We start from the raw sequence: 24,796 nt of genomic DNA on the forward strand, positions 1-24,796 counted from the left end.
AGATAATCGGCGGTGGGACTTCGCATCGACCGGACGTCCCCCTATATCAGCCCCTCTTGTATTATGCCCGTCATTCAAAGCCAGGGGAACATATCATGGCCAGCCCATCCATTCTCGAACCGACGGCGCCGCAGGGCAGCGTGCTGATCGCGGGCGTCGGCGCGTCCCAGGGGGTGGGCGCGGCGATCGCTCGCCGGTTCGCGGCGGGCGGGTACCCGGTCGCAATCGCAGGCCGCAATGCCGAGAAGCTCGCGGCGACCGCCGCGGAGCTTGCGGCCGCCGGCGCCAAGGTTGCCCATGTCGTCGGCGATGTCTCCAAGCCCGGCGATGTCGCGCGCTTCGTCGAGGCGGCGCAAAAGCTCGCGCCGCTTGCGATGGCGGTCCACAATGCCGGCTCGAACCGGTGGGCGCCCTTCCTGAAGATAAGCGAAGAGCAGTTCGAGTCGCATTGGCGCGAGCATGCGCTCGGCGGTTTTCACCTGGCGCAGGCGGCAATCCCCGCGCTGCTGTCGCGCGGCGGCGGCACGCTGGTGTTCACGGGAGCGAGCGGCTCGCTGCGCGGCAAGGCCCATTTCGCGCCGTTTGCCGCCGCCAAGGCTGCGCTGCGCGCGATGGCGCAGAGCATCGCGCGGGAATTCGGACCCCAGGGCATCCATGTCGGCCATGTCGTGATCGACGGCGGCATTGAGGGCGATCGGCTCATGAGCCTGCGGCCGCAATTGAAGGAGGAGCGCGGGCCGGACGGCCTGCTCAACATCGCCGCCATCGCCGAGGCCTATTGGGTGCTGCACCATCAGCACCGCAGCGCCTGGACCCTTGAGCTCGACCTCCGCCCCTGGGCGGAGTCGTTTTAGCGGTGTGTAACTCTACGATGCCTATGCAGGCGTCCCGGGTTACGCGTTCGCTCCACCCGGGCTACGGCCGCACAAGACCTCTACGTCATGCTTCCCGGCATGAAGCAGCGGATCGTGATTCCTGTGGTGCCCTTCATCGGCCAGACCATGGTCCGGCCAGCGCGGTTCGGCTCGGTGATCACGGCCTCATCCGGCACCATGATCCATTGTCCCTCCAGACGGACCCGGTAATGCCCATCCTTGGACTCCCAATCCGGATCGGCCACCGCGACGCCGTCGGCGTCCGAGCAGCAAGGGCCGAGTTTGCTCTTCAGGCTATCGAACCAGGGTTTGAGTGGCGAGTTGGAATAGCGCCCGTCATCGCGGGCCATCGAGGCTCCCGCTGGAACGACGAGCAGAATTGTCAGGATTGACGTCCGAACCAAATTTTTGCGAGCCATGTCCGTGCCGTGACAAGATGCCCGTCCCCAACTTTGACAAACTGGGAACTCGGCACAAAGTTCCATTTATGGACCCGATTGGGACAGCTCTCCACAGGACAGGCAGGTCAGCGCTGGACGGCACAGCCTTCGAGGAACAGAGTCGCGCAGGCCTCAGCGCGGCGCTCGAGTTCGGCACGGTCGGGCGGTGCTTCACGGCCGAACAATACGGCGCGCTGCGGCGCGAAGACGATCATGCCAAGCAGCATGCCGGCCGCCGCCTCCGGATCGATCTCCCGAAGCGCGATCAGGCTGCGCTGCTGTTGCGTCCGCAACCAGTTTGCCAGCGTAGTCACCGTTCGCCGCATCGCACTCTTGTAGAAACTCTCCGCTATATCGGGGAATTTGTCGCTGTCGGCGAGGATCAGGCGCTGCAACGCGATCACCTCGCCATCCAGGATCAGTTCGGCGCAGGCAAGACAGGCCTCGCGTAACGCACCTTTGATGTTGCTGCCGTCGCAGGCGCGCAGCCGCACGCCCGAAATGAACCGGTCCATCCGGTCCGCGACCATCCCCTCGAACAGGGCCTGCTTGCCGGAAACGAGCCGGTAGAGCGTCTTCGTCGAAACGCCGGCGCGGCGCGCCACGTCATCCATGCTGGTCGCCGCGAAGCCGCTGGCGGCGAATTCCCGCCGCGCGGCATCAAAGATCACCATCCGCGTCTCGTCATCGGAACGCAGCGGCGGCCTGCCCCGGCTGCGACGCTCGGGTGCCGCAGCGCCTTTGTCCGCTCTGCCCTGTCTTGTCGTGACCGTCATGCCATTGAGCCATGCTTTAAGATGACGCCTGTCATTCCATTGACAGACCCAATATGGCGCCTATTTTGGAAAACATCAAGTTTCCTAATTGTCCCGTGCCCGTGATCTGAAATTATCCAGTCCTGGCAAGGGGATAGAAAGTCAGGAGGGCCGTCATGAACCAGCATTCCCCGACGCTAGAGGTCGAACGCCCGCTCTCGGTCGCCGAAGTGCAGCGGCTCGCGCCGACGCCGGAGCCGGTCGTCCCCGCCCCGGTTGCCTCGGCATCGATCAAGGGCAGGCTGCGGCGGATCGCTTTCGCGGGCATCGCCGTCGCCGCGCTGTCGGGCGCCGCCTGGTACGGCTGGGACTACTGGACCGTCGGCCGCTTCCTCGTCTCCACCGATGACGCCTATGTCAAAGCCGACAACACCACGATCGCGCCGAAGGTGTCGGGCTATCTCAGCGCGGTGCTGGTCGGCGACAATGAGCGCGTGAAGGCCGGCCAGGTGCTGGCGCGGATCGACGAGCGTGATTTCAAGGTGGCGCTGAACCAGGCCAAAGCCGATGTCGAAGCCGCCCGGGCCGCCGTTGCCAGCAAGCATGCGCAGCTCGACGTCCAGCAGGCGGTGATCGAGGCCGCGAAGGCGACGCTCGACGTCGACACCGCGACGCAGACCTTCGCCGCGCAGGAGAACAAGCGCTACACCGACCTCGCCACAACAGGCTATGGCAGCGTGCAGAACGCGCAACAGGCGCAATCGCGCCACGCCAGCGCGCAAGCCGCCGTCCAGCGCGACATCGCCAACCTCGCTTCGGCGCGAAAGCAGGTCGAACTGCTGAAGGCGGAGATCACGCAGGCGGTGGCGGCGACCGCGCGCGCCGAGGCCATCGAACAACAGGCCGAGCTGAACCTCGGCTACACCACGATCACAGCGCCGATCGACGGCGTAGTCGGCAACCGCACGCTGCGCGTCGGTCAGTTCGTGCAGGCCGGCACGCAATTGATGTCGCTGGTGCCGGCGACCGGCGCCTATGTGGTGGCGAACTTCAAGGAGACCCAGCTCACCGACGTCCGCAAGGGACAGAAGGCGGACATTTCCGTCGACATGTTCCCGGGCGAGGTCGTGCACGGCCACGTCGATTCACTCGCGCCGGCCAGCGGCCAGGAGTTCGCATTACTGCCGCCGGACAACGCCACCGGCAATTTCACCAAGGTGGTGCAGCGCATCCCCGTGAAAATCCTGCTCGACTCCACGCCCGTCGAATTGCGCCCCGGCATGTCGGTGATCCCGACGATCGATACACAGTCGCACGGCGACGCCCTGCAGCAGCCGGTCGCAACGCCGAAGCCAACGACTTCGATTGCCCAGAGGTGACGTCATGTCGGACCTCACATTATCGGCCATAGCCCCCCTGCCGCGTGCGGCTGTCGACCCGAACCGGGCCAGCGCCACGGTGTGGATCTCCATACTCGCGGCGATGATCGGCGCCTTCATGGCGATCCTCAACATCCAGATCACCAACGCCTCGCTCCTCAACATCGAGGGCGGCATCGGCACCGGCGTCGACAACGGTTCCTGGATCTCGACGTCATACCTGATCGGCGAGATCGTGGTGATTCCGCTCACCGACTATCTCAGCCGCGTGTTCTCGTTCCGCAACATCATGATCGGCCACGCCACGCTGTTTGCCATCTTCTCCGTCGCCTGCGCCTTCACCCATGACCTGCCATCGATGATCGCGATGCGCGCGCTGCAAGGCTTTTTCGGCGGCGTCCTGATCCCGATGGCGTTCACGCTGGTGTTCACCAAGCTGCCCAAGGCGCAGCAGCCGATCGGCCTTGCGATGTTCTCGATCGCCGTGACCTTTGCGCCGGCAATCGGCCCGACCATCGGCGGCTATCTCACCGAGAACTACGGCTGGCAGACCATCTTCTTCGTCAACGTGGTGCCGACCGCGGTCATGGTGACCATGCTCTATTTGACGCTGGAGCGGCAGCCGATGCAGCTCGGCCTGTTGCGCGAGGGCGACTGGCTCGGGATCGCGACCATGGCGATCGGCCTCTCGGCGCTGCAGACCGTGCTGGAGGAAGGCAACAAGGACGATTGGTTCGGCTCGCCCTTCATCGTGAAGCTTGCCATTGTCGCCGCGGTCAGCCTGTCGCTGTTCGTGATCATCGAACTCGTCGTGGAGAAGCCGCTGATCCGGCTGCGGCTGCTCGCCCAGCGCAGTTTCGGCTTCGGCACGATTTCGGCCGTGTTCGTCGGCTTTGCGCTGTTCGGCTCGGTCTATCTCTTGCCGGCCTATCTCGGCCAGGTGCAACTCTACAACGCCGAGCAAATCGGCCAGGTGCTGGCGTGGACCGGCCTGCCGCAGCTCATCCTGATCCCGCTGGTGCCGAAACTGATGCAGCGCTTCGATGCCCGCTATATCGCGGCCGTAGGGATGGCGCTGTTCGCGGCAAGCTGCTTTATGAACACGCAGATGTCGCTCAACTATGCCGGCGACCAGCTCTTCGTCCCCAACATCATCCGCGCCATCGGCCAGGCCTTGATGCTGGCCCCGCTCAGCGCCGTGAGCCTCGGCAGCGTCGCGCCGCAGGATGCAGCGGCCGCTTCCGGCATCTCCAACATGATGCGCAACCTCGGCGGCGCGATCGGCACCGCACTGCTTGCGACCATCGCCACCAAGCGCGAGCAGTTCCATTCCAACATCATCGGTCAGTCGGTTGACCTCGCGCGCGAGGAGGTGCGTCAGCGCCTCGCCGAGATGACGAACTACTTCATGGCCCACGGCATGGCCGATCCGGCAGCCGCAAGGCACCAGGCGATCATCGCACTCGGCAACGCCGTGAAACGCCAGGCGCTGGTGATGGGATACAGCGATACATTCGCCGTGCTGGGCTTCGTGCTCGTGCTCGCCGCCATCGCGATCCTCTTGACCGGCAAGCCGAAGGGCGGCGGCGCCGCCGGCGGCGCGCATTGAAGATTGCCGTACTCCCTCTCCCGCGAGCGGGAGAGATGACCTCGCGGCCTACACCGCGATCGGCACGAAGTGATTGATCGCGACCAGGATCATCAGCGCCACCACGCCGATGCAAAGGCTCCAGCCGATCAGTTGGTTCTCGACCGGCAGCAGTGGCTCGCCACACATGCTACGAACCCGGCGGCCTTGTCTTGCGGTCATGATCCGTCCTTTCATGTGCGGTCAGAATGCCGTTCGATTGTCGGGGCGTCGACGCCGCTCGATCAGCGCCCGTGCTGCGCGCTCCGCGGCGCGGGCCGAGCCGAAATGGCCGCCCTCGAGACTGTCGAACGCGCGTTCGGAAGAGAAGAAGCGGAAGCCGCGCTCGTCACCCACGACGATGCCGGCGGTCTGGTTGGAAACTTCGATGACATAGGCTTTGGACATGTGTGCTCGTTCGCCGCTGCTGCGGCGCTCCCGTCTGATTCATGGTTGAGGTCGGTAACTAGGCGGGAATCAGCAACAGGCTCCGGTCGCCGCCGAGACACAGCGACGGGTCATGCGCTTGCGCATATCGCCCACCACTTTCCGGTCTCTTGCTCTCATGCGGTAACCCCGAAGCAGCACAATCTGCTGCATCGAATATCCCGGGAAAGCCCGTTTTGGTCAATGAAATGGCTATCCAAATTTTTGAAGCACGGCGCGAGGCGCCTTCTACGCCGATCATCAAAAATGGACGGAATGATCCCGCGCCTATCCAGCGAACACGATATCCGCCACGACGGGGAGATGATCCGAGTAGCGCCTCGCTTCGCGATCGGTCCAGGCTTTGAGGATGTCGCCGTCACGATCGACATAGATGCGGTCGAGACGAAGAAGCGGCAAGCGGGAGGGAAAGGTCCGCAGCCGTGTCCGCACCGGACAAGACCGAACCAGCACGCGCCGCACCGATTTCACCCAAAACCAATCGTTGAAATCGCCGAGCACGATGGTCCGCGGCGCCTTGGCGAGATCGGCCAGCGCCAGCGCCTGGGCGTGCCTTTCATGGATGCTCAATCCAAGATGCGTCGCAACGACCGACACGTGACCGAGGGGTGTATCGACCGTTGCGGAGATCGCGCGGCGCGGCTCGCGTTCCTGATAGGATACGTCGGTGATGATGGGAGAGCCAATGAAAGGATAGCGGCTCAGGAGGACCTGACCATAATCGCCATCCTCGGTGACGATCGAGCGCGCTTCCACGCGATGCACGCCGATGACGCCGACGAGCCGCAGGAACGGATCCTCCGTCGCACCACGCGAATCGATCTCCTGCAGCGCCACGATATCGGGCGACCATTTTCGTAAGATAGAACAGACGCCATCGAGGTCGAACCTGCTGTTCAGGTTGAACGTGCCGTGCACGTTCCACGTCATCACCCGGATCACGTCGGTCATCTGCGCCGCCCGGCCAACCATGTCACGACGAATTGCGCTGCCAGGCAGAGCGGCAGCCAGATCGCGATGATCAATCCAAGCTGCAGCGCGCCCCACCAGGAGGCGTGCCTCGCAAAGTCCGCAATCTGCGCACCAAGCGCGGCCATCGCGATGATCCCGGGCGCCATGCCGAACGCGGTTCCGATCAGGAAATCGGTCAGCCTGAGACGGCTGGCGCCGGCCAGCACATTGACCACGGAGAATGGCGCCACCGGCACCATGCGAATCATCGCAATCGCGAGCACGCCTTTGCCGATGATGCGTTCCTGGACTCGCAGGGCGCGACGTCCGAGCATCGATTGCAGGCGCTCCTGGCCAAGAACGCGCCCGATGAAGAACAGCAATGTGGCGCTCGACAGCACGCCGATGGCAGCCGCGACAAACCCTTTGACGGGCCCAAGCGCGGCGGCGGTCGCGGCGATCAGGACGACGACAGGGAAGATCACGAGGCCGCCGACGAGGAACGCAAGAACGGCAGCCGGCGGACCTAGCGGTGATTGCGCATATTTTCCGATCAAGCCCGCCACGTAACCGACATCCGTATAGCTGCTCAGGAACGAGTAACGCCAGGCCAGCGTCAGCAGCACGAGCGACGCGATGATTCCCAGGACGACCGCCATCGTCCTTGCCGTCCACGTCCGATCCGCCGCGCGCTGCAGATCGAGCGGCTCCTTCGGATCGGCGATCGGCTGCAGGATCTCGGTGAACGGACCAAACCGGGCATCCTCCAGATCCACGGGAAGCAGCACCTTCTCGGCGCGCGATGCGGCATGCGCGTCAAGGAATTCAAGCAGGCATTCCTCATTGGCCGCGATCGCGCTTTCGCTTAACCCGCAGTGATGCGCGAGCAGCCGATGGCGGACATTGCGGATGAACCGGCGATGTCCGTCATCGGTGGCCTCGAAGCACAGGTCGCATTCGGTATCCGCCCCCATCGAGCGGTTGTTGATATTGGACGAGCCGATCCGCAGGAATTCATCGTCGATCGTCATGAGCTTGCTGTGGACCATGACGGGAACAGCATTGTCACCGTCTCTTGTCAGCGGGTAGAGCATGCGAATGCGCGAGGCGACCTCGGCGCGATGGAATGGACCGACAAAGTCGCCGCGACCGCTTTGCATGGTCCGCGACTCCAGCCATGATGCGTGCCGCTTCGGGGTGACGATCAGGACGCGCAGCTCCGGTACCTCGCGCATCCGCCTTGCGAGCGCCTCGGCGATCTCGGCTGAGCTGGTGAACTGGTTCTCGATGTAGATCAGCTTTTTTGCCGTGGCGATCGACGCGTAAAACAGCCGCTCGACCTCGTGCACCGGAGGCTCAAAGCGCGTTCCGAGTTCCGTTCGCGCGATGCCGAGCGGAATGTTTTCGGCTTGCGAAGCGACCGAGTCTGGCCATCGCTCTGCATGGTAGATCGCGATCGGCATCGTGCCGCAGCCCGCCGCGTTCCAGCGCCGGATCGCGAGTTCGCCAAGCGCTCTCGCCGCGGCGCCATCCACCATGCACTGCACGTCGTGGAACGGCGGATAGGCAACACCGGCCGGATCCTTGCGAAATGAGTGATGTAGCGCATGTTCGGATGTGTCCCAGCGCCGGATCGTGAGGTCGAGCCCGCCGACGAAGGCGAGCGAATTGTCGATCACGACGAATTTCTGATGCTGCGCCGAGCCGAGCGGCAGGCTGGAATCCAGGCAGATGTGGACGCGGTTGGTGGGGCTGGCTAATTTCCTGGCCGAATGGCGCTCCCGCTCCCGCGCATAGAGTGCCGCGAAATCCCAGACCAGGATATTGATGTCGAGATTGTCCTTCTGCTCGACCAGGGCCTTGAGGAACGGACCAAGCGTATCTGGCAAGCCGTCGTCGGCCGCGCCGGATGGCCCGACAAGCGGAGTCTCGGAGTGGATGTCCCACCCGATGATGAAGACCTGCCTCTCGGCGAGCAGCAGCGCCTCCCGCAAGACACCAAAATATTCCGCGGCGTCGTTCAGGACGGCGACGCGACCGGCGTCGCATTTTCTCCAGATGGTGGCGCCCGGAACGAGCACGGATGAGCTGCGGGGCAGCAATATTGTCTCGGCCGATTGCACCTTCTCTATCCGAACGTTCATCTGCTCCCACCGCTCTGTTGAAACGCCTCAGCGGAAGTCAGGTTCCTGCCCGGGTGATGACCCATTGGGGTGGCGAGCGCCGATGGTCGGGCATAATGCGGGAAACCAAGCGTTTCGTGGCCTGGCCTTGCCTGTCGCTGGCCAGTCATTATGTCGCGGTTAAGTCTACCAACGCCTGCCCGTCCGGGCCGGCCCTCCCCTTTTCTAAAGATTGGAAGCTCGCGGCGCGCTGTGCCAAGCCGTGCCAAACCGGAATATGACAATGACCACATCGCTGGAATTTGGGCTCGATACCTTTGGCGACGTCACCCGTGATGCCGCCGGCGCACCGCTGCCGCATGCGCAGGTGATCCGCAATGTCGTTGACGAAGCTGTTCTTGCCGACGAGATCGGGATCGATTTCATCGGCCTTGGCGAGCACCATCGCGCTGATTTCGCGATCTCCGCGCCCGAAGTGGTGCTGGCGGCGATCGCAGCACGCACCAGGCGAATCCGGCTCGGCTCCGCCGTGACGGTGCTGAGCTCGGATGATCCGATCCGCGTCTTCCAGCGCTTTTCGACCGTCGATGCGGCCTCGAACGGCCGCGCCGAGGTGATCCTCGGCCGCGGCTCGTTCACCGAATCCTTTCCCCTGTTCGGCTTCGACCTCAACCAGTACGAGGCGCTGTTCGAGGAGAAGCTCGACCTGTTCGTCGAATTGTTGAAGCAGGAGCCGGTGACCTGGCAGGGCAAGCTGCGCGCCCCGCTGAACAACCAGCTCGTATTTCCACAGGTCGAGCACGGCCGGCTGAAAACCTGGATCGGCGTCGGCGGCAGCCCGGAGTCCGTGGTGCGCGCCGCGCGATATGACCTGCCGCTGATGCTCGCGATCATCGGCGGCGACCCCAAGCGTTTCGCGCCCTATGTCGAACTCTACCACCGCGCGTTCAAGCAACTCGGCCGCCCGGTCAAGCCGATCGGGGTGCATTCGCCGGGCTATGTCGCCGACAGCGATGAGCAAGCGCGCGAAGAGCTGTTCGCCGACTACAAGGCCATGCGCGACCGTATCGGCAGGGAGCGCGGCTGGCCGCCAATGGGCCGCGACGAGTTCGTGCGCGAGGCCGACCACGGATCGCTCTATGTCGGCTCGCCCGAGACGGTCGCACGAAAGATTGCCGCCACCGTCAAGGCGCTCGGCATCGCGCGCTTCCAGCTCAAATACTCGGCCGGCCCGTTGCCGCACGAAAAGCTGATGCGCAGCATCGAGCTCTACGGTCGCAAGGTCGTGCCCCTGGTCCGCGATATGGTGGCGTAGGGGCCAGAGCGTTTTCGAGCGAAGTGGACACCGGTTCGCGTGAAGAAAACGCGTCAAACAAGAATCTACCGCTTCGGTTCTGATTCCGTCAGAACCGAAGCGCTAAGACTTGGCAGCTAAGACTTGGCATAAGGCTGCCGCCGCGGGCCGATCGGACGCCGTAGCCGCGACGACAGCGATGGCGAGCCCGCGTCCGCGGGTTCGGGACGCGACGCACGCAATGAGCGGACCTGCGGTTTTGCTTCCGGTTCCCTGCGTGCCGCGCAATTGCTGAGCGCAGCCGCGACTTCCGACGTGACAAGCGGCCAATGCACGACGTCGCTGATGCCGGTGGCCACCAAAGTGTCGGCGCCGATCTCCTCGGTCGATCTCGCCGCCAACACGATCGGAAGCTGTGGCGCCGCCGCATGCAGCGCCGCCGCCGCTTCCAGCGACGCCGCCGTCGATCCGAAATAGCCGACGATCGCCGCATCGAACCGGTCGGGCTTGGCGCTGCATGCGGCGCACGCCGCAGCAGCCGTGCCGAATCCAACCGGCTCGTAGCCGATCGCCGCCAGCGTTTCCTCGTCCCGCAGCAATCGCGCCTGGTCGCTGGTGACCATCATCACGGTCTCGCCTTTTCCCACCGGCAGCATCGCCGGCTTGATGTCCGAGATCGGCGCGGCCATCGCCACGCAAGGCAGCCAAACCTCGAAGCGGCTGCCCTTGCCGGGAACGCTCTGCACGTTCATCGCCCCGCCATGCTCATGTACGATCTCGCGCACCGTCGCCAGTCCCAATCCGTTTCCGGAAGAACGGGTGGTGAAGAACGGCTCGAAGATCCGCGCCAGTGTCGCATCGTCCATGCCGCGGCCGGTATCGGTGACCACGATACAGACATAGCGGCCCGGCTGAAGCGTGTCGTGACTGAGCGAACGGATTTCGGTGATTTCGCGGATGTCCATCGCTATTTCGACACGGCCGTGATCGCCGATCGCCTGCGCGGCATTGTTGCAGAGGTTGAGGATCACCTGCTGCAACTGCGCAGGCTCGCCCGACACGATCGCGGTCGCCAGCGGCTCGCGGATCGCGAGATCGACGTTACCGGGCAGCGAAACGTTCAGCAGCGAAACTGCTTCCGTCACGAGGCTATGCGCACTGAGCGGCCTGCGCCGCGCGTCGCGGTGCCGTCCGAACAGGAGGATCTGCTCGACCAGGTCGCGCGCCCGCTCTGCCCCGCGGCGGATCGCACGGAGATTCTGCGCGAAGCGGTTGTTCTGGCCGAGCTGCTCCTCGATCACTTCGGAGTGGCCGAGGATCCCGCCGAGGATATTGTTGAAGTTATGGGCGATGCCGCTTGTGAACGTGCCGATCCGCTCCATGCGGCGCGCCTGCTGCAGGCGCTCCTCGAGGCGCCATCGTTCCCGTTCCATCGCGTGCCGCCCAACGGCGTACATGATGATATCGAGCGCCATGCGCAAAAGACTGAGTTCGACGGTATCCGTCACCCGGCAGGGGCGGCCAATCCTGTCAAAACCCAGCGCAACGCTGGTGCCCTCCTGGTCGACGCCGGTCACGCAGGCCCACGCACCGAGGCCAACATCCATCAACGCCCTTCTGTCTGCGCCGACCGGCAACGAATTGACGTTCGGGACGTGGACCACGCCGTCCACGGTGGGCGCGAATCGAGCCGCAAGTGCCGGCGCGCCTTCCGGCCAGCCGGGAGGAAAGTCCCTGCCCGCCCTCGACCAGCCGTACAGCCGAGGGGTAGTCCCGGACCACACAACATAGGTACGGTCGCAGCCGGTGCACAGCATCAAGTCGGCAAGGGCGCGTTCGATCTCGCCATCCAGGTTCTCGGGCAGCACGTCGATGAAGCGCATCGAAATGCCCGCAATCACATGCTCAAACGTCGCGCGGCGTTCAAGCGCCCTCGCATGCGAACGCACGCGAAGACCGAGGTGCACCAGGAACGCGACAAGGACCAGCGATGTCACGTAGAGCAGCCAACGAAATTCCCGTGCTGTGGCTCTCGACTCGTTTTGCCGCACGAGGAGCAGGCTGCGGAGCTGTTCCTGCTCGAGCCTCGGCTGGATCGCCCGCATCTCCTTCAGCACGCCATCGACCGCGGGCAGCAGGCCCTGAAGCAGCCGTCCATGCGCCAGCAACGGTCCGATGACATCGCCATCGAACGGGCGCGCCCGATCGGCGAGGCTGTCCAGTCGATCCTTGACCTCGCGTACCGCGCTGTCCGACGTGTCGAGGGTGAGTTGCAGCATCGCCGCCGCGGCGGCGCTGATCGAAGGCCCGAGATCGCCCGTCGTCGCGTGGAGGCTGAAGCGCTCGAAGAACGTCAGCGAATTGTGCAGGAGCGCATTGTCGCTCTTGAATCGGTCGACGAGCTCCTCCTGTCGCGCGAGCGACGCCTCAAGGCGGCCCACCGCTTCGCTCGTTTCGGCGTCGATCGCCGCCGACTGTCGCAAGCGGTCGAGCGATTTGTGCATCGCATTGGTCTCGCGGACCAGCGGATCGTAGTTGCGCAGGGTGCCGGCGCGCGCGGTGAAAACGTCGCGATAGAGCGAGCTGTCCAGCATTGCAAAACGCTCAAGTTCGGCGAGCGCGCGATCGAACTGCTCGGCCTCCGGATTGATCGCGCGCAGCGACAGCCAGGTCAGCAGCAGGACGAGCGCGAATACGATCGCGAGGGCGCGAAGCGGCGTCATGGCGGCGATCCCTTGACGGGTATGCCACGATAGTTTCCGGTCAGCGTCTGCAGGAACGCGACGAGCGCGGTGACCTGGTCATCGGTCAAGGTGCGGTCGAGCTGCGCCGCCGCCATCTTGCGCACCGCCTCCTCGAGCGTGGCCGCACTGCCGTCATGAAAATAGGGCGCCGTCGTCGCCACATTGCGCAGGCTCGGCACGCGGACGACATCAGGCTTCGCGTGGACCAGCGGACGGAATATCCCCTGGCGCTGGAACAGATTGCCACCGATATTCACTCCCTGGTGGCAGGAGATGCAGCCAAACGACTTGAATATTTCGTAACCGCCAAGCTCCGCGGCTGACAATGCGGTCGTATCTCCGGCCAGCCAACGATCAAAGCGGCTTCCTGGCGTAATCAGCGATTTCTCAAAGGTTGCCAATGCGTCGAGGACGCACGCGCGGTCCGGCGCGCGGCCGTAGGCGGCACGAAATTGCCGCACCATTTCGGGATCGGCATTCAGCCTGGCGACGATGTCCTCCATGCTGGTGGCCATATTGGCCGGATTCTCCAGGGACGATTCGGCCTGCGATTCGAGCGTGCGGTAATTGCCTTCCCAGTTCAGGCGGAAGCTGAGCGCCGCGTTGAAGATCGTCAATGTATCAAATGGAGCATCTGAACCGTCATGTCTCACCATCGCGGAATCGCGGCTGGCGCCATTGGTAGTGATGTCATGACAAGAGGAGCACGCCAGCTTCCCATCATTCGACAGGCGGGTGTCCGTAAACAACCGCTCCCCGAGGGCAAGCTTGAGCGGATCGGTCGCGGTAGGCTCTGGAATGGGTGTGATCGGCTCCTGATCGGCGATGGGAATCGGGCGCGAAGCGGGAGCGGTCGGGATGGTTTGCGTAGCTGCACCGGTGGCGATCAAGAGGAGCGCTGCGCAAGCCCATGGCGGCCAGCGGCGCGCACGCAGCATTTCCGGCAGAGCGGAGGCCTGCGCAGCCGCAAGATTCGTTCGGCTTCGCCGATATCCGACCAGCGACCATAACCGCATCATTGCCGACGATTCCCGCGGCTTTCCAGGTATGCGATGTTGCTATTCTCGGCATCGCCGCGGCTTTCGAGGCTTCGCAATTCGATGATGGCAGGCGGATGGTGGCCGCGCAGCTCGTCGGGATCCAGCGCGTAAGGATACATGCCTTGCGCGTAAGCGGCGCACCCCTCCAACACCTGGGCGACCGTCCAGGACATCAGCGAGAGAATGACGCTGTGGAATGCAACGTCGCTGCAGACGGCGAACGTCCCGACGGCTTTCAGCATCAGCCTTGAGGGCCACCACAAGGCACCATTCACGGACGGCCGCTCGCTGGCGGGACTTGCGTGCGTCGTCACCGCTCGCATCGGGTACCGGCGCACGACGCTCGTGCGACGGTCGGTCCGCCATCGGCTGGCGGGCAGTTTCTTCCTGTCCAACTTCATTGACATCTCCCGAGGTTTTTTCACCCTCGAGAGATTGCCGTTTGCATGTTGCGACAGCATTCCAGCCCCGGAATTAAGGGCTACCATTGTAATGGAACCCGCTGCGCCCGCGGCCCCGACTGTGAGATGCGTCGAAGCAGAACTTGCGACCATCCGCCGCATGGCGCGATTGGCCATCGTCAGAGCCGCTCGACCGAAAGCGCGAACACATAGCCGACGCCGCGTTCGGTCAGGATGACCTTCGGCGTGCTCGGATCGCCTTCCAGCTTTCGGCGCAGACGCAAGACCTGCACGTCGATACTGCGGTCGAAGACATCCTCGTGCACGCGGGTGGCCTGCAAAAGCTGCTCGCGCGAGAGCGGCCGTTGCGGCGCGTCGAGGAAGGCAACCAGCAGCGCGTATTCGCCCTTCGTCAGCGCGACCTGCGTGCCGCTCGGATCGGAAAGACGCCGGCTGCGCCGATCGAGTTGCCAGCCGCCGAATCGATAACGGCCTTTCTCCGGATCGCGCGGCGCGGTCTGTCCGGTCTCGCGCCGGCGCAGCACCGCGCGGATCCGTGCCAGCAGCTCCCTCAGGCCAAATGGCTTCGTGATGTAATCGTCGGCGCCGAGCTCCAGGCCGACGACGCGATCGATCTCGTCGCGGCGATGGCCGGTCGTGATGATCACGGGCACGTCGGAGTGTGAACGGATTTCGCGCAATAGATCGAGACCATCTTCCTGGCCAAGCCGCAGGTCGAGGATGACGAGATTAGGTTCGCGCGTAACCAAGAGACCAGTGACCTCGTCCCGCCCCGACGCGGACAGCGCACGAATGTCGTGCTCCTCGAGATAGTTCATCACGAGGTGCCGCATGGTGCGATCGTCCTCGACTACGAGGCAGGTCGGCTGGCCGCGCTCCGCACTCGGGTTCTGATCGGACCGCACGTTCGGATCGGATCCGTTTCCACCGGCTCCGTTTGCTTCACTACGTTCGGGCCGACCATTACGGTTAGCCGCGGCAATTGCGGCATTCAAATTCATTTGCGTCTCTCCCGACGCCCCCTGGCGGCGGGGTATAGAGCACAGCATTGCGCGCTACAGCACACATTTCAGCGAGCGCATCCGGCATCAATTATCGTTGAACCCGTCGGTATCGACGTCGGTCCTTCACAATGCTGTGGCCGCGCTGAACCAGAGCATGATTCGCGCGAGTGAGTGGGCACTCAACGAAACGACGCTCTTCGGCTGTTCTATCTTACATTCTTAGAATCGTTCAAATCAGCCAAGCCCCGCTGGGCTTGGTCTGCTCCGATTGAGCGAAGCATGTTTCTCTGAAGCTCAGCTTTCCGCTGTCCGATAACTCGAACGATGCGCGGGTGATTGCGGCACTCGTCGACGAACGCTTTTGCCAAAATGCTTCCGCACGAAATCACTGCTCGAATTTTCCAATGACTGTATAATTGACTGTTGCGTGCGGGCACCCCTCAGGTCCCGTCAAAACCTCGCCGGCAATCGAGCATTCGTGAGCACCACACGGCTTGCCGTTTGAATCCATTCGTCTCCCTAGATCATGGTCCGGCTCTCTTCATGAGAAAGCCCCGATGGCTTGTATTCGCCGAGACTTCCTACTGACCATGGTGATCGCCGTGCACCGGGCGCTTCCGCCTTCGCACCTCTCAGCGGCCAGCCTCCACTGCCATAATGCGACGTCGGCGCTTCGACCGCATGTGACAGGCATAGGGGACATTGAGTTTGACGGGGATGCTGAGACGTGCCGGCAGCGCAAACGGTGCGATCGATACCAAAACCGGCAGCGACGTCGAGGCCCTGATCGGTACGTACAGCGGAAGGCTGATGCCGCGCGATCACCTGCAGACCTTCCAGAACTTCGGCACCACCTTCGACACCCGCATCATTCGCGCCGGCGCGCCGGTGCGGTCGTTGATCCACGCCCGTCGGACGCTGCCGGAATTCCCCATCATCTCGGGCGGCGCGACCTACGATATCTACGACTATGTCGCGCGCAACCGCATCGCCGGCCTACTGGTGATGCAGAACGATGAGGTGCTGCTCGAGCATTACGATCTCGGCATCGGTGCAGGCACCAAATGGCTGTCGATGTCGGTCGCGAAATCCGTCAGCACCACGCTGGTCGGCACCGCGATCCAGAACGGCTACATCGCCGGCGTTGACGATCCCGTCACCAAATATCTACCCGAGCTCGCCGGCTGCGCCTATGAGGGCGTGACGATCAGGACGCTGATGCAGATGACTTCGGGCCTGCGCTGGGACGACACCCAGACCAATCCAGCCTCCGAGCGGCGTCATATGCTCGAACTGCAGATCGCCCAGCAACCCGGCGCGATCATGCGCTATATGGCGGAGCGCCCGCGCGTCGCCGCGCCCGGCACGGTCTGGGCCTACAGCACCGGCGACACCCATGTGGTCGGCGCGCTGGTGCGTGCCGCCACCGGCAAGTGGCTCAGCGACTATCTGTCCGAAAAGATCTGGTCGAAACTCGGCATGGAAGCCGACGGCGCGTGGTGGCTGGAATCGCCGGATGGCCTCGAAATCGCCGGCAGCGGCCTGTTCGCGACCATGCGCGACTATGCGCGCTTCGGCCGCTTCATCCTCGACGACGGCGTCATCGACGGCGTGCGCGTGCTGCCGGAAGGCTGGGTGCGCGAAGCCGGTGCATCACGGCAGATCGGCGGCCAGCGCGTGGACTACGGATACATGTGGTGGCCGACGCCGGCGATCGATGGCTCGCTCGCAGACGGCGCGTTCAGTGCGCGCGGCATCTTCGGCCAGTTCATCTACATCAATCCGAAGCACCGCATCATCTGCGTGGTGCTGAGCGCGCGACCCAAACCAACCGGCTCCGCCACCGTGCTCGACAACGATTTCTGGAATGCGATGGTCCAGGCCCTGCGTTAGAGCCTGATCGATTCCGATTGGATCAGAAGCGCGCTTTTGCCTTTTGTTTTGACGCGTTTTCTTCACGCGAACCGGCGTCCACTTCGCTCGAAAACGCTATGATCGCCGCACGTCGAAGCACCTTCCTAGCCCACCCTGCTCCGCTGCTTCTGTGCCGCGACGCCGAGTTCCGGCCAGTCGGTCGTAACGGCATTGATCAGCCAATTCCGATAGCGGCGGATCAGCGGCGAATCCCAGCGGTCGGCGCGGGTGATGAAATAATAGATGCCATCGGAATAGGGCTGGAAGCTCGTATCGCCTTTGCCGATCTCCACAAGGCGGCCCGACGCCAGTTCATGGGCAACGACCATGTGATTGGAGAGCGCCACGCCACGGCCGTGGATCGCGGCGTCAAGCGTCATATGGCCCTGCCAGAGCCGCGGCCCCCCAAGATCGAGTTCGTCATAGATGCCGTGAGCGGCGAGCCAATGCGCCCAGCCGTCGAAATCCTCCTCGTGCAGCAGGCGCTGGCCCAACAGATCGCGCGGCGTCTCGATCGGCGGCATCGAGGCGAGATAGGCCGGGCTTGCGACCGCCACGATCGGCACGCGCGCGAGCTCGGTGCAGCGCAACCCGGGCGCAAGCTGCAGCGGATTGCCATAGACCGACTCGAAGCGGATATCGATATCGGTCTCGTGCGACGCGAAATCGGGCCGGCGATCGGTCGGGCGCAATTCGACCTCGACGTCGCGATTTGCCTTCTCGAACAGCCCGATCTTGCTCGACATCCAGTGCAGCGCAAATCCCGGCGCGCACCAGATCAGGAGCCGGCGGTTATCGCCACGGCGCATCACGTCGATAGTGGCGTTGGCGATGGCATCCATCGCTGCGGCGATCTGCTTGTGATAGCGGACGCCCTCCTCGGTGAGCGAAATGCTCGACGACGTTCGATCGATCAGCTTGATCCCGGTCCAGGCTTCGAGCGTGCGCAAGTGACGGCTGATCACGGCATGATCGCGCCCGAGGCTCTGTGCCGCGCGCCGAACGCCCCGCAATCGCGCCACCGCATCGAAGGCGCGCAGCGCTTCGAACGGCGGGATTGATTTGCGGGAGGGCGGGTTGAGCGCCGGCGCGGGCGCCGATCCCTTGTCGTCATCCATGAAGATCGGATTAGTCATCTATTATCTGCATTCGGTTAAGTGATCTCCCGCCGAGCGGACCTGACGGCATAGGAAAAGAAACGTTTCGCGAAGCAAGACCCATGCCGCAGTTGCACGACCTGCAGGATCGCGCGACTGCGGCAAGTTGACAGCCTATCACGGTGCGCGCTGCGCACCACCATGCCCCTCATTGGCATCTTCCAGCACCTCCCGATCACGGTAGGCTCGGCCCTGTCTTACGATGGCACAGCGCCCGCGGCCTGCGCGACGGGAAGCATGTCGCCGCCTTGCGAGGATCATGCCCCTGCCCGATCTGTTCCAACGGCCGAAATACCGCGACCCGCTCAATCCCGGAGCGCCGCTACTGCCGCGCAGCGGCTGGAGCCGGCCGCCGATGCATCGCTGGACCTTCCAGCACATCCGCGAGATGACCCCGACCGCGCAGGTGTGGCGCGGGCCGGGCCCGGTGATGCCCCTGAGCGAAAACAGGCAGGAACTCGGGTCTGTCGCGTTCACCTTCGACGGACGTGCGCTGAGCTTCGACAGCTTCCTCGCTGACAACGCGACCGACGGCATGCTCGTGCTGCATCGCGGCGCAATCGTCTATGAGCGTTATTTCAACGATATGAAGCCGCACAGCCAGCACCTCTCGATGTCGATGGCGAAATCGATGGTCGGCATGGTGGCCGGCATCCTCGTCGAAAGGGGTGTGCTCGATCCGGCCGCGCCGGTTACGCGATATCTCCCGGAACTCGCGCGCACGGCCTATAGCGGCGCCACCCTGCAGCATGTGCTCGACATGACCACCGGCGTCGTGTTCGACGAATCCTACACAACACCCGGCTCGCACATGGTGAAGCTCGGCTATGCCTGCGGCTGGCGCGTGAATGACAATCCCGACTGGCCGCGCACCATATGGGAGCTGATCCTCACGCTGACCGAGCAGGAGCGTCCGCATGGCTCCCTGTTTCAGTATCGCTCGATCGAGACCGATGTGCTCGGCTTCATCCTCGAGCGCGTCACGGAGACATCGCTGTCGGAACTGGTGAGCCGCGAATTGTGGGGCCCGATGGGCGCGCAGGAAGACGGCTACTTCACGGTCGATCACGGCGGCTTTGCGCTCGCCGACGGTGGCTTCTGCGCTAGCTTGCGCGACTATGGCCGCTTCGCGCAGCTCGTCATCAATGGCGGGCGCCATGGCGCGCGTCAGGTGATCCCGTCCTCCTGGATCGAAGAGACCCGCAACAACGGCAATACCGAGCTGTTCCAGGGCTTCTTCCGCGAGACGCTGCCGGTCGGCGCCTATCACAACAAGTGGTGGATCGAGGATCCGAAGGGACGGGCAATGCTGGCACGCGGCATCTTCGGACAGTTGATTTACATCGATCCGGAATCCGAATACGCCTTCGTCAAACTGTCGACCTGGCCCGAAGTCACCAGCGTGCCGCGCGCCCGTGAGGCGATCGCCACCGCGCATGCGATTCGCGGTGCGCTTTGCGGGTAAGCCAGACGTGACACAGGCGCCGCAGATCGGCCGAGGGGCCCTTTCATGATTCGCTTCCTGCTCGGACGACTGCTGCAGGCGGTGCCGACCATGATCATCGTCTCAGTCGCCATCTTCTTCCTGATGCGCCTGATCCCCGGCGATCCTGCCGCGGTGATGCTGGGCGATCTCGCGACACCCGAGCAGGTCGAGGCGCTGCGGCGCGAGATGGGCCTGTCGGGTTCGCTGCCGACACAATACGTCACCTGGCTCAGCCATATCCTGGCCGGCGACTTCGGGAAGTCGATCACCTCGGGCGATCCCGTGCTTCCGCTGATGCTCGACCGCTTCGCGGTCTCTGCCACCATCGTCGTCACCGCAGTGCTGCTCGCCACGTTGATCGCGGTGCCGGCCGGGATGTTCGCTGCCTGGCGGCAAGGCAGCCTCGCCGACTACGGCCTCGTGGCGACATCGACGCTATTGCTGTCGATCCCGAGCTTCTGGCTCGGCCTGATGATCCTCCTGGTGTTCGGCATGTGGCTCGAATGGTTTCCGGTGATCGGCTACGTGTCGCTGCATGACGACTTCCGCCAAGGCCTGATGTTCATCTTCATGCCGGCGCTCACGCTGATCCTGGTGGAGATCGGACCGATCGTTCGCATGGCGCGCGCCAGCACCATCGAGGTTTCGCGGCTGGAATACATCACCCATGCCCGCGCCAAGGGGCTGTCGGAGGCGGAGGTGATGTGGCGCCACGCGTTCCGCAATGCTTTCGCGCCGACCTGGACGCTGATCGGCCTGATCCTCGGCGGCCTGCTCGGCGGCATCGCCGTCACCGAGACGGTCTTCACCATTCCCGGCCTCGGCCGGCTGCTGGTCGAGGCGATCTATGCGCGCGACTATCCTATCGTGCAGGGCTGCATCCTGTTCATCAGCGTGATCTATGTCGTGCTCAATCTGATCGTCGACATGCTGTACCCGCTATTCGATCCCAGGATCGCGCAGTGACACGGTTCCTCCCGCGGCTCGCGCGCGGACGCGCCAACTTGCTGATCGGCGGCGGCATCGTTGCCGTTCTGATGTTGCTGGCGGTGCTCGGTCCGTCGCTTGCGCCTTACGATCCGCTCAAGCTGCATCTGCGCTCGGTGCTGAAGACGCCATCGGCTGCGCATCTGCTCGGCGCCGACGAATTCGGCCGCGACGTGCTGAGCCGGCTGATGTACGGCGCCCGCACCACGGGCTGGATCGCGCTGGCGACGGTCGCGCTCGCGATCTTCTTCGGGCTGTTGTTCGGCATCATCGCCGGCTTCCTGCGCGGCTGGATCGATCGCGTTCTCATGGTTCTCAACGACGCGCTGCTGGCCTTCCCCGGCCTGCTGCTGGCGCTGTTCATCATGGCGATTGCCGGCGCGAGCCGCGAGGCGCTGATCGCCGCGCTGAGCATCGCCTATATGCCCGCCGTGGTGCGTGTTGCCCGCGGCACCGTGCTGTCGGTGCGCGAGCGCGAATATATCGAGGCGTCGCGGGTGATGGGCAACTCGGAATTGGTGACGATGGTCCGTCACGTGCTGCCGAACTGCATGGCGCCGATCACTGTGCTCGCCACCACGATGTTCGGCTGGGTGATCCTGTCGGAGAGCGCGCTCAGCTTCCTCGGCCTCGGTGTCCCGCCGCCGGCGCCGAGTTGGGGCAACATGCTGGCCTCCGGCCGTCCGTTCATCACGCAGGCGCCGTACCTGATCGTGCTGCCGGGCCTGTGCATCTCGCTGACGCTGCTCGGCATCAACATGCTGGGTGATGCGCTGCGCGACTGGCTCGATCCGAAGATGCAGGCTTGAAGTCGATGGCGTCGCAATCGAATCCAGGGCAAGCCGTCGTCGCTGCCGACCATCTGACGGTCACCGTCGGGCCCGGCGGCACCAGGATCGTCGACGATGCGACCTTTGCGATCATGCCGGGCAGCATGCTGGCGTTGGTCGGCGAATCCGGGTCCGGCAAGACCATGGCCGCGCGCGCCGTGCTCGGGCTATTGCCGACACCGCTGATCGCAGCCCCCGGCAGCAGCATCAGGTTCCGTCACACCGAGCTGGTCGGCATTTCGCCTCCTGCATTGCGCAAGATCCGCGGCGAACATATCGGCATGGTGTTTCAGGAACCGATGGTTTCGCTCAATCCGTCGATGACGATCGGGCGGCAGATGGCCGAAGGGCTCGCACTGCACCACCGTCGCCTCGGCCGCAACGAGATTCGCGAGCGCTGCCTGGAGATGCTGAAACGCGTCAGCATCCCGAATCCCGTGCATTGCCTCAGCGCCTATCCGCACGAATTCTCCGGCGGCATGCGCCAGCGCATCATGCTGGCGTCGGTGATGCTGCTGAAGCCGGATCTTTTGATCGCCGACGAGCCAACGACCGCCCTGGATACGCTGGTTCAGCGCGACGTGCTCGACCTCATGGTGGAGCTGACGCAGGAGAACGGCACCGCGGTGCTTCTGATCAGCCATGATCTCGGCATGGTCTCGCATTACGTGCGCGACGTGGCTGTCATGCTCAAGGGCAGGATTGTCGAACAGGGCCGCAGCGCGGACGTGCTGTCCACGCCGAAGCATGAATATACGCAGCGACTGGTCGACGCGCTGCCGCGGCGGAGCGCCGGCGGCATCCGCCTCGCACGCGACACCAAACCGTTGGTGGAGCTGCGCGACGTGGTGATCGACTATCCCGGCCGCGCGCGACTGTTCGGCCGCAGTGAGGCCAAGCGCGCGGTTGACGGCGTCAGTCTCACAATTGGACATGGCGAGACGCTGGCACTGGTCGGCGGTTCCGGCTCGGGCAAGACCACGCTCGGCCGCGCCACCGTTGGCCTGATCGACCCGTCGGCCGGCAGCATCTCGTTCCGCGGCGGCCAGATCGTGACCTGGCGCGGACGCGCCGCGCGGCTGCAGCGCGAGGAGATGCAGATCATCTTCCAGGATCCGTATTCCTCGCTCGATCCGCGGCAGCGTGTCGGCGATATCGTGGCCGAACCGCTGCGGCTCGACACCACGATGGAGCGCAAGGCCCGCGACATCAGGGTGCGCGACGTGCTCGACGAGGTCGGCCTGTCCGCAGACTTCCTGCGGCGCCTGCCGCACCAGCTCTCGGGCGGCCAGCGTCAACGCGTTGCCATCGCCCGCGCCGTTGCCAGACGTCCCGCCTTCGTCGTCGCCGACGAGCCGGTGTCGGCGCTCGACATGACTGTGCAGAAGCAAATCCTGACGCTCATCCGCAATCTTCAGGACCGCTATGGCTTCGCCTGCCTGTTTGTCTCGCACGATCTTGGCGCAGTCGAGCAGGTCGCGGATCGCGTCGCGGTGATGCAGAACGGCAAGATCGTCGAAGTCGGCAGCCGGGACGACATCTTCGATCGCCCTCAGCACGACTACACCAAGCGCCTGCTCAATGCGGCCATGCTGCTGGACCGCAGGTTCGACGGCGTGGCTGCGGCAACGGTCGTCTGATCGACGCCCCATGCAAAAGAAAAAGCCCGGCGCCGCCGTTTCAGGGCACCGGGCTTCCGGTCCGCCGTATCGGGGAGACGTTACGGCTTCTTCCACACGCCCCAGGCGCGCGGCTTCTCGAGCGGCCAGGACTCGTAGTTGACGAGCTTGGGCGAGACGGCCTCGATCACGGGGTAGTAGTAGAGTCCGAGAATCGGCACGTCCTCCGCCATCTTGCCATGGAGTTGCTTCAACAGGCTCTTGCGCTCATCGAAGTCTGCCGTCGCCAACGCCTTGAAGTAAAGCGTCTGTGCGTCCGGACTGTCCCATTGCGACGTGGCGGCGACCGATTTCCTGCCGATCAGCGAGCCATAGATAATCATCGGGTCGGCGCGCGAGGAATAGCCGAACGACTGCAACTGGAACTTGCCGCTCATGTAATTGTCGAGCTGGGCCGCCCAGTCGATGACGTCGAGCTGCACGTTGAAGCCCGCGGCCACCAGCATCGCCTGCACCATGACGGCGTTGTCATACATGCCGATATAGCGCTTGTTGGCCTGCAGCTTGATCGGCTCGCCCTTATAGCCGGCCTCGGCCAGCAGCTTCTTGGCCTTGGCGGGATCGTGGGTAGGCCAGGACTGGAAGGACTTGTCGAAATAGGCGCTCGACTCCGGCACGCCGGAAGGATTGAACTCAGTGAGACCTGCGAGCTTGGTCTCGGCCATCTCCTTGAAATCGATCGCGTGGGCCAGAGCGCGCCGGATCTTCACATTGGAGAGCAGCGGATCGCTGGTCTGGACCAGGATGGCCGAGAGCGAAAGTCCGGGCGCTGTCTTGACGACCGCGCCGCGCTTCTTCATGTCCTCCATGTGCGAGACCTGCAGATAGGTCACAACATCGACCTGCCCCGCGATCAGCGCGGTTTCGGCAGCCGTCTTGTCCGGGATGACCACGAAGCGCACCTCATCGAGGTAGGTGGTGCGGTCGCCGCTATAGCCGTCGCGCTTTGCCTTGAGCGGCACGTAATTGGCGAAGCGTTCGAGCGAGACATACTGCTCCTTGCGCCACTCCTTGAGCTGGAACGGGCCGCCGCCGATCGCCGAACCGGAGATCCAGTTGCCGTCGGCATCGACATTCTTCGGGCTCGCGATCCAGAAGTTGCAGACGATGTCGGCGAGACGGATCAGGAACAGCGTGTTCGGCTTGTCAAGATTGAACACCACGGTGCGGTCATCCGGCGCCTCGACCGACTCCACCTTCAGCCCGCGCGAACCGTCGAAACTGGCATTGCAGAGCCATGGCGCGCCGGTCTTGGCCGCGCCCATGCGGCGTTCCCACAGCCATTTGACGTCGGAGGCCAGCACCTTGTCACCGTTGTGATAGGTCGCGCCTTCCTTCAGCTTGAACGTGTAGGACTTGCCGTCCGGCGACACCTGCCAGCTTTCGGCAGCCGCAGGTCCGATCGTCATGTCGTCCTTGTGCGCGACCAGTTGCTCATAGATGTGGTTCAGGACCAGATCCGTGATGTTGTCGCTGCGGCTGGCGTCGAGGCTGCGGATATCGGCCGTCAGGACAACGCGCATGGTGCCGCCGCGGATCGGTTCCTCCGCAGCGGCCGCACCGCCAAAAGCGAAGGCTGCAAGCAGGACGGCAAGGGCGGTTCTCTTCCTCATGCGGTTCTCCAAATCAGTTTGCAACAATC

The 24,796-nt window shown here is 64.0% G+C and carries 21 protein-coding genes; 9 read left to right on the forward strand and 12 right to left on the reverse strand.

The features are described from left to right. Nucleotides 1-95: 95 nt before the first annotated feature. Nucleotides 96-854: an SDR family NAD(P)-dependent oxidoreductase gene (locus ACZXDY_RS25125; protein ID WP_464347331.1), complete on the forward strand. Its 759-nt coding sequence runs from the start codon at nucleotides 96-98 to the stop codon at nucleotides 852-854. 80 nt (nucleotides 855-934) lie between these two features. Here the strand turns inward: ACZXDY_RS25125 and ACZXDY_RS25130 are convergent, their stop codons facing one another. Together ACZXDY_RS25130 and ACZXDY_RS25135 are read right to left on the reverse strand one after the other, a co-directional pair. Next, complete coding sequence (locus ACZXDY_RS25130) at nucleotides 935-1,294, reverse strand: hypothetical protein (protein ID WP_028165689.1); 360 nt, start codon at nucleotides 1,292-1,294, stop codon at nucleotides 935-937. A 107-nt stretch (nucleotides 1,295-1,401) separates the two neighbouring features. After that, the gene (locus ACZXDY_RS25135; RefSeq protein WP_464347332.1) at nucleotides 1,402-1,989 is read right to left on the reverse strand and encodes a TetR/AcrR family transcriptional regulator; all 588 of its coding nucleotides are present in this window, start codon (nucleotides 1,987-1,989) and stop codon (nucleotides 1,402-1,404) included. Between the two features lie 257 nt (nucleotides 1,990-2,246). Between ACZXDY_RS25135 and ACZXDY_RS25140 the strand changes: the two genes are divergently transcribed. Both ACZXDY_RS25140 and ACZXDY_RS25145 read left to right on the forward strand, forming a co-directional pair. Beyond that, nucleotides 2,247-3,449, forward strand: coding sequence for an HlyD family secretion protein (locus ACZXDY_RS25140; protein ID WP_464347333.1), 1,203 nt, complete (start codon nucleotides 2,247-2,249; stop codon nucleotides 3,447-3,449). Nucleotides 3,450-3,453: 4 nt separating this feature from the next. Continuing rightward, nucleotides 3,454-5,058: a DHA2 family efflux MFS transporter permease subunit gene (locus tag ACZXDY_RS25145; protein WP_028165691.1), complete on the forward strand. Its 1,605-nt coding sequence runs from the start codon at nucleotides 3,454-3,456 to the stop codon at nucleotides 5,056-5,058. Nucleotides 5,059-5,106: 48 nt separating this feature from the next. Here the strand turns inward: ACZXDY_RS25145 and ACZXDY_RS25150 are convergent, their stop codons facing one another. From ACZXDY_RS25150 to ACZXDY_RS25165, 4 genes are all read right to left on the reverse strand, one after another. Then, the gene (locus ACZXDY_RS25150; RefSeq protein ID WP_196237320.1) at nucleotides 5,107-5,259 is read right to left on the reverse strand and encodes a hypothetical protein; all 153 of its coding nucleotides are present in this window, start codon (nucleotides 5,257-5,259) and stop codon (nucleotides 5,107-5,109) included. 21 nt (nucleotides 5,260-5,280) lie between these two features. Next, complete coding sequence (locus ACZXDY_RS25155) at nucleotides 5,281-5,484, reverse strand: hypothetical protein (protein WP_130225046.1); 204 nt, start codon at nucleotides 5,482-5,484, stop codon at nucleotides 5,281-5,283. Between the two features lie 306 nt (nucleotides 5,485-5,790). Beyond that, on the reverse strand, nucleotides 5,791-6,474 hold the full coding sequence (locus ACZXDY_RS25160) for an endonuclease/exonuclease/phosphatase family protein (RefSeq protein WP_028165693.1): 684 nt from the start codon (nucleotides 6,472-6,474) through the stop codon (nucleotides 5,791-5,793). Then, a complete protein-coding gene (locus tag ACZXDY_RS25165) occupies nucleotides 6,471-8,618 on the reverse strand; it encodes a VTT domain-containing protein (RefSeq protein ID WP_464347334.1) in 2,148 nt (715 codons plus the stop codon). The genes ACZXDY_RS25160 and ACZXDY_RS25165 overlap by 4 nt, the downstream gene beginning before the upstream one ends. A gap of 262 nt (nucleotides 8,619-8,880) precedes the next feature. On the opposite strand from ACZXDY_RS25165, the gene ACZXDY_RS25170 reads away from it, so the two are divergent. Then, entirely contained in the window at nucleotides 8,881-9,912 is a 1,032-nt protein-coding gene (locus tag ACZXDY_RS25170) for an LLM class flavin-dependent oxidoreductase (protein ID WP_028165695.1), read from the forward strand. A 116-nt stretch (nucleotides 9,913-10,028) separates the two neighbouring features. Here ACZXDY_RS25170 and ACZXDY_RS25175 read toward each other — a convergent pair whose 3' ends face one another. From ACZXDY_RS25175 to ACZXDY_RS25190, 4 genes are all read right to left on the reverse strand, one after another. After that, nucleotides 10,029-12,614 (reverse strand): two-component system VirA-like sensor kinase, encoded by a 2,586-nt coding sequence (locus ACZXDY_RS25175; protein WP_464347335.1) that lies wholly within the window; start codon nucleotides 12,612-12,614, stop codon nucleotides 10,029-10,031. Next, on the reverse strand, nucleotides 12,611-13,525 hold the full coding sequence (locus tag ACZXDY_RS25180) for a cytochrome-c peroxidase (RefSeq protein WP_464347336.1): 915 nt from the start codon (nucleotides 13,523-13,525) through the stop codon (nucleotides 12,611-12,613). The genes ACZXDY_RS25175 and ACZXDY_RS25180 overlap by 4 nt, the downstream gene beginning before the upstream one ends. Nucleotides 13,526-13,650: 125 nt before the next feature. Further along, nucleotides 13,651-13,917, reverse strand: a complete 267-nt coding sequence (locus ACZXDY_RS25185) for a hypothetical protein (protein ID WP_464347337.1) — start codon at nucleotides 13,915-13,917, stop codon at nucleotides 13,651-13,653. A 338-nt stretch (nucleotides 13,918-14,255) separates the two neighbouring features. Beyond that, nucleotides 14,256-15,002, reverse strand: a complete 747-nt coding sequence (locus ACZXDY_RS25190) for a response regulator (protein ID WP_282531312.1) — start codon at nucleotides 15,000-15,002, stop codon at nucleotides 14,256-14,258. A gap of 816 nt (nucleotides 15,003-15,818) precedes the next feature. On the opposite strand from ACZXDY_RS25190, the gene ACZXDY_RS25195 reads away from it, so the two are divergent. After that, complete coding sequence (locus ACZXDY_RS25195) at nucleotides 15,819-16,994, forward strand: serine hydrolase domain-containing protein (protein WP_464347338.1); 1,176 nt, start codon at nucleotides 15,819-15,821, stop codon at nucleotides 16,992-16,994. A 125-nt stretch (nucleotides 16,995-17,119) separates the two neighbouring features. On the opposite strand, the gene ACZXDY_RS25200 is transcribed toward ACZXDY_RS25195, so the two are convergent. After that, entirely contained in the window at nucleotides 17,120-18,151 is a 1,032-nt protein-coding gene (locus tag ACZXDY_RS25200; RefSeq protein WP_464347339.1) for a LysR substrate-binding domain-containing protein, read from the reverse strand. Between the two features lie 280 nt (nucleotides 18,152-18,431). Between ACZXDY_RS25200 and ACZXDY_RS25205 the strand changes: the two genes are divergently transcribed. The 4 genes from ACZXDY_RS25205 (at nucleotide 18,432) to ACZXDY_RS25220 (ending at nucleotide 23,115) form a co-directional block, all read left to right on the forward strand. After that, on the forward strand, nucleotides 18,432-19,637 hold the full coding sequence (locus ACZXDY_RS25205) for a serine hydrolase domain-containing protein (protein ID WP_464347340.1): 1,206 nt from the start codon (nucleotides 18,432-18,434) through the stop codon (nucleotides 19,635-19,637). Nucleotides 19,638-19,682: 45 nt separating this feature from the next. Beyond that, nucleotides 19,683-20,624, forward strand: a complete 942-nt coding sequence (locus tag ACZXDY_RS25210; RefSeq protein WP_464347341.1) for an ABC transporter permease — start codon at nucleotides 19,683-19,685, stop codon at nucleotides 20,622-20,624. A 71-nt stretch (nucleotides 20,625-20,695) separates the two neighbouring features. Next, complete coding sequence (locus ACZXDY_RS25215) at nucleotides 20,696-21,454, forward strand: ABC transporter permease (protein WP_464347364.1); 759 nt, start codon at nucleotides 20,696-20,698, stop codon at nucleotides 21,452-21,454. Between the two features lie 5 nt (nucleotides 21,455-21,459). Then, nucleotides 21,460-23,115 carry a dipeptide ABC transporter ATP-binding protein gene (locus tag ACZXDY_RS25220; RefSeq protein ID WP_464347342.1) on the forward strand — a complete coding sequence of 552 codons (1,656 nt, stop codon included), beginning with the start codon at nucleotides 21,460-21,462 and terminating at the stop codon, nucleotides 23,113-23,115. A gap of 80 nt (nucleotides 23,116-23,195) precedes the next feature. Here ACZXDY_RS25220 and ACZXDY_RS25225 read toward each other — a convergent pair whose 3' ends face one another. Next, nucleotides 23,196-24,767 carry an ABC transporter substrate-binding protein gene (locus ACZXDY_RS25225; protein WP_464347343.1) on the reverse strand — a complete coding sequence of 524 codons (1,572 nt, stop codon included), beginning with the start codon at nucleotides 24,765-24,767 and terminating at the stop codon, nucleotides 23,196-23,198. Nucleotides 24,768-24,796 lie beyond the last annotated feature (29 nt).

The sequence above is a fragment of the Bradyrhizobium sp. LeoB3 genome (genome assembly GCF_055456055.1).

What these genes read in the sequence shown, in the direction of transcription:
- ACZXDY_RS25210 (WP_464347341.1), top strand. Translation starts at nt 19,683, where the DNA reads ATGATTCGCTTCCTGCTCGGACGACTGCTGCAGGCGGTGCCGACCATG.
- ACZXDY_RS25125 (WP_464347331.1), top strand. Translation starts at nt 96, where the DNA reads ATGGCCAGCCCATCCATTCTCGAACCGACGGCGCCGCAGGGCAGCGTG.
- ACZXDY_RS25145 (WP_028165691.1), top strand. Translation starts at nt 3,454, where the DNA reads ATGTCGGACCTCACATTATCGGCCATAGCCCCCCTGCCGCGTGCGGCT.
- ACZXDY_RS25200 (WP_464347339.1), bottom strand. Translation starts at nt 18,151, where the DNA reads ATGACTAATCCGATCTTCATGGATGACGACAAGGGATCGGCGCCCGCG.
- ACZXDY_RS25225 (WP_464347343.1), bottom strand. Translation starts at nt 24,767, where the DNA reads ATGAGGAAGAGAACCGCCCTTGCCGTCCTGCTTGCAGCCTTCGCTTTT.
- ACZXDY_RS25130 (WP_028165689.1), bottom strand. Translation starts at nt 1,294, where the DNA reads ATGGCTCGCAAAAATTTGGTTCGGACGTCAATCCTGACAATTCTGCTC.
- ACZXDY_RS25220 (WP_464347342.1), top strand. Translation starts at nt 21,460, where the DNA reads ATGGCGTCGCAATCGAATCCAGGGCAAGCCGTCGTCGCTGCCGACCAT.
- ACZXDY_RS25185 (WP_464347337.1), bottom strand. Translation starts at nt 13,917, where the DNA reads ATGCTGAAAGCCGTCGGGACGTTCGCCGTCTGCAGCGACGTTGCATTC.
- ACZXDY_RS25205 (WP_464347340.1), top strand. Translation starts at nt 18,432, where the DNA reads ATGCCCCTGCCCGATCTGTTCCAACGGCCGAAATACCGCGACCCGCTC.
- ACZXDY_RS25155 (WP_130225046.1), bottom strand. Translation starts at nt 5,484, where the DNA reads ATGTCCAAAGCCTATGTCATCGAAGTTTCCAACCAGACCGCCGGCATC.
- ACZXDY_RS25150 (WP_196237320.1), bottom strand. Translation starts at nt 5,259, where the DNA reads ATGACCGCAAGACAAGGCCGCCGGGTTCGTAGCATGTGTGGCGAGCCA.
- ACZXDY_RS25140 (WP_464347333.1), top strand. Translation starts at nt 2,247, where the DNA reads ATGAACCAGCATTCCCCGACGCTAGAGGTCGAACGCCCGCTCTCGGTC.
- ACZXDY_RS25165 (WP_464347334.1), bottom strand. Translation starts at nt 8,618, where the DNA reads ATGAACGTTCGGATAGAGAAGGTGCAATCGGCCGAGACAATATTGCTG.
- ACZXDY_RS25160 (WP_028165693.1), bottom strand. Translation starts at nt 6,474, where the DNA reads ATGACCGACGTGATCCGGGTGATGACGTGGAACGTGCACGGCACGTTC.
- ACZXDY_RS25135 (WP_464347332.1), bottom strand. Translation starts at nt 1,989, where the DNA reads ATGGTGATCTTTGATGCCGCGCGGCGGGAATTCGCCGCCAGCGGCTTC.
- ACZXDY_RS25170 (WP_028165695.1), top strand. Translation starts at nt 8,881, where the DNA reads ATGACCACATCGCTGGAATTTGGGCTCGATACCTTTGGCGACGTCACC.
- ACZXDY_RS25215 (WP_464347364.1), top strand. Translation starts at nt 20,696, where the DNA reads ATGTTGCTGGCGGTGCTCGGTCCGTCGCTTGCGCCTTACGATCCGCTC.
- ACZXDY_RS25195 (WP_464347338.1), top strand. Translation starts at nt 15,819, where the DNA reads ATGCTGAGACGTGCCGGCAGCGCAAACGGTGCGATCGATACCAAAACC.
- ACZXDY_RS25175 (WP_464347335.1), bottom strand. Translation starts at nt 12,614, where the DNA reads ATGACGCCGCTTCGCGCCCTCGCGATCGTATTCGCGCTCGTCCTGCTG.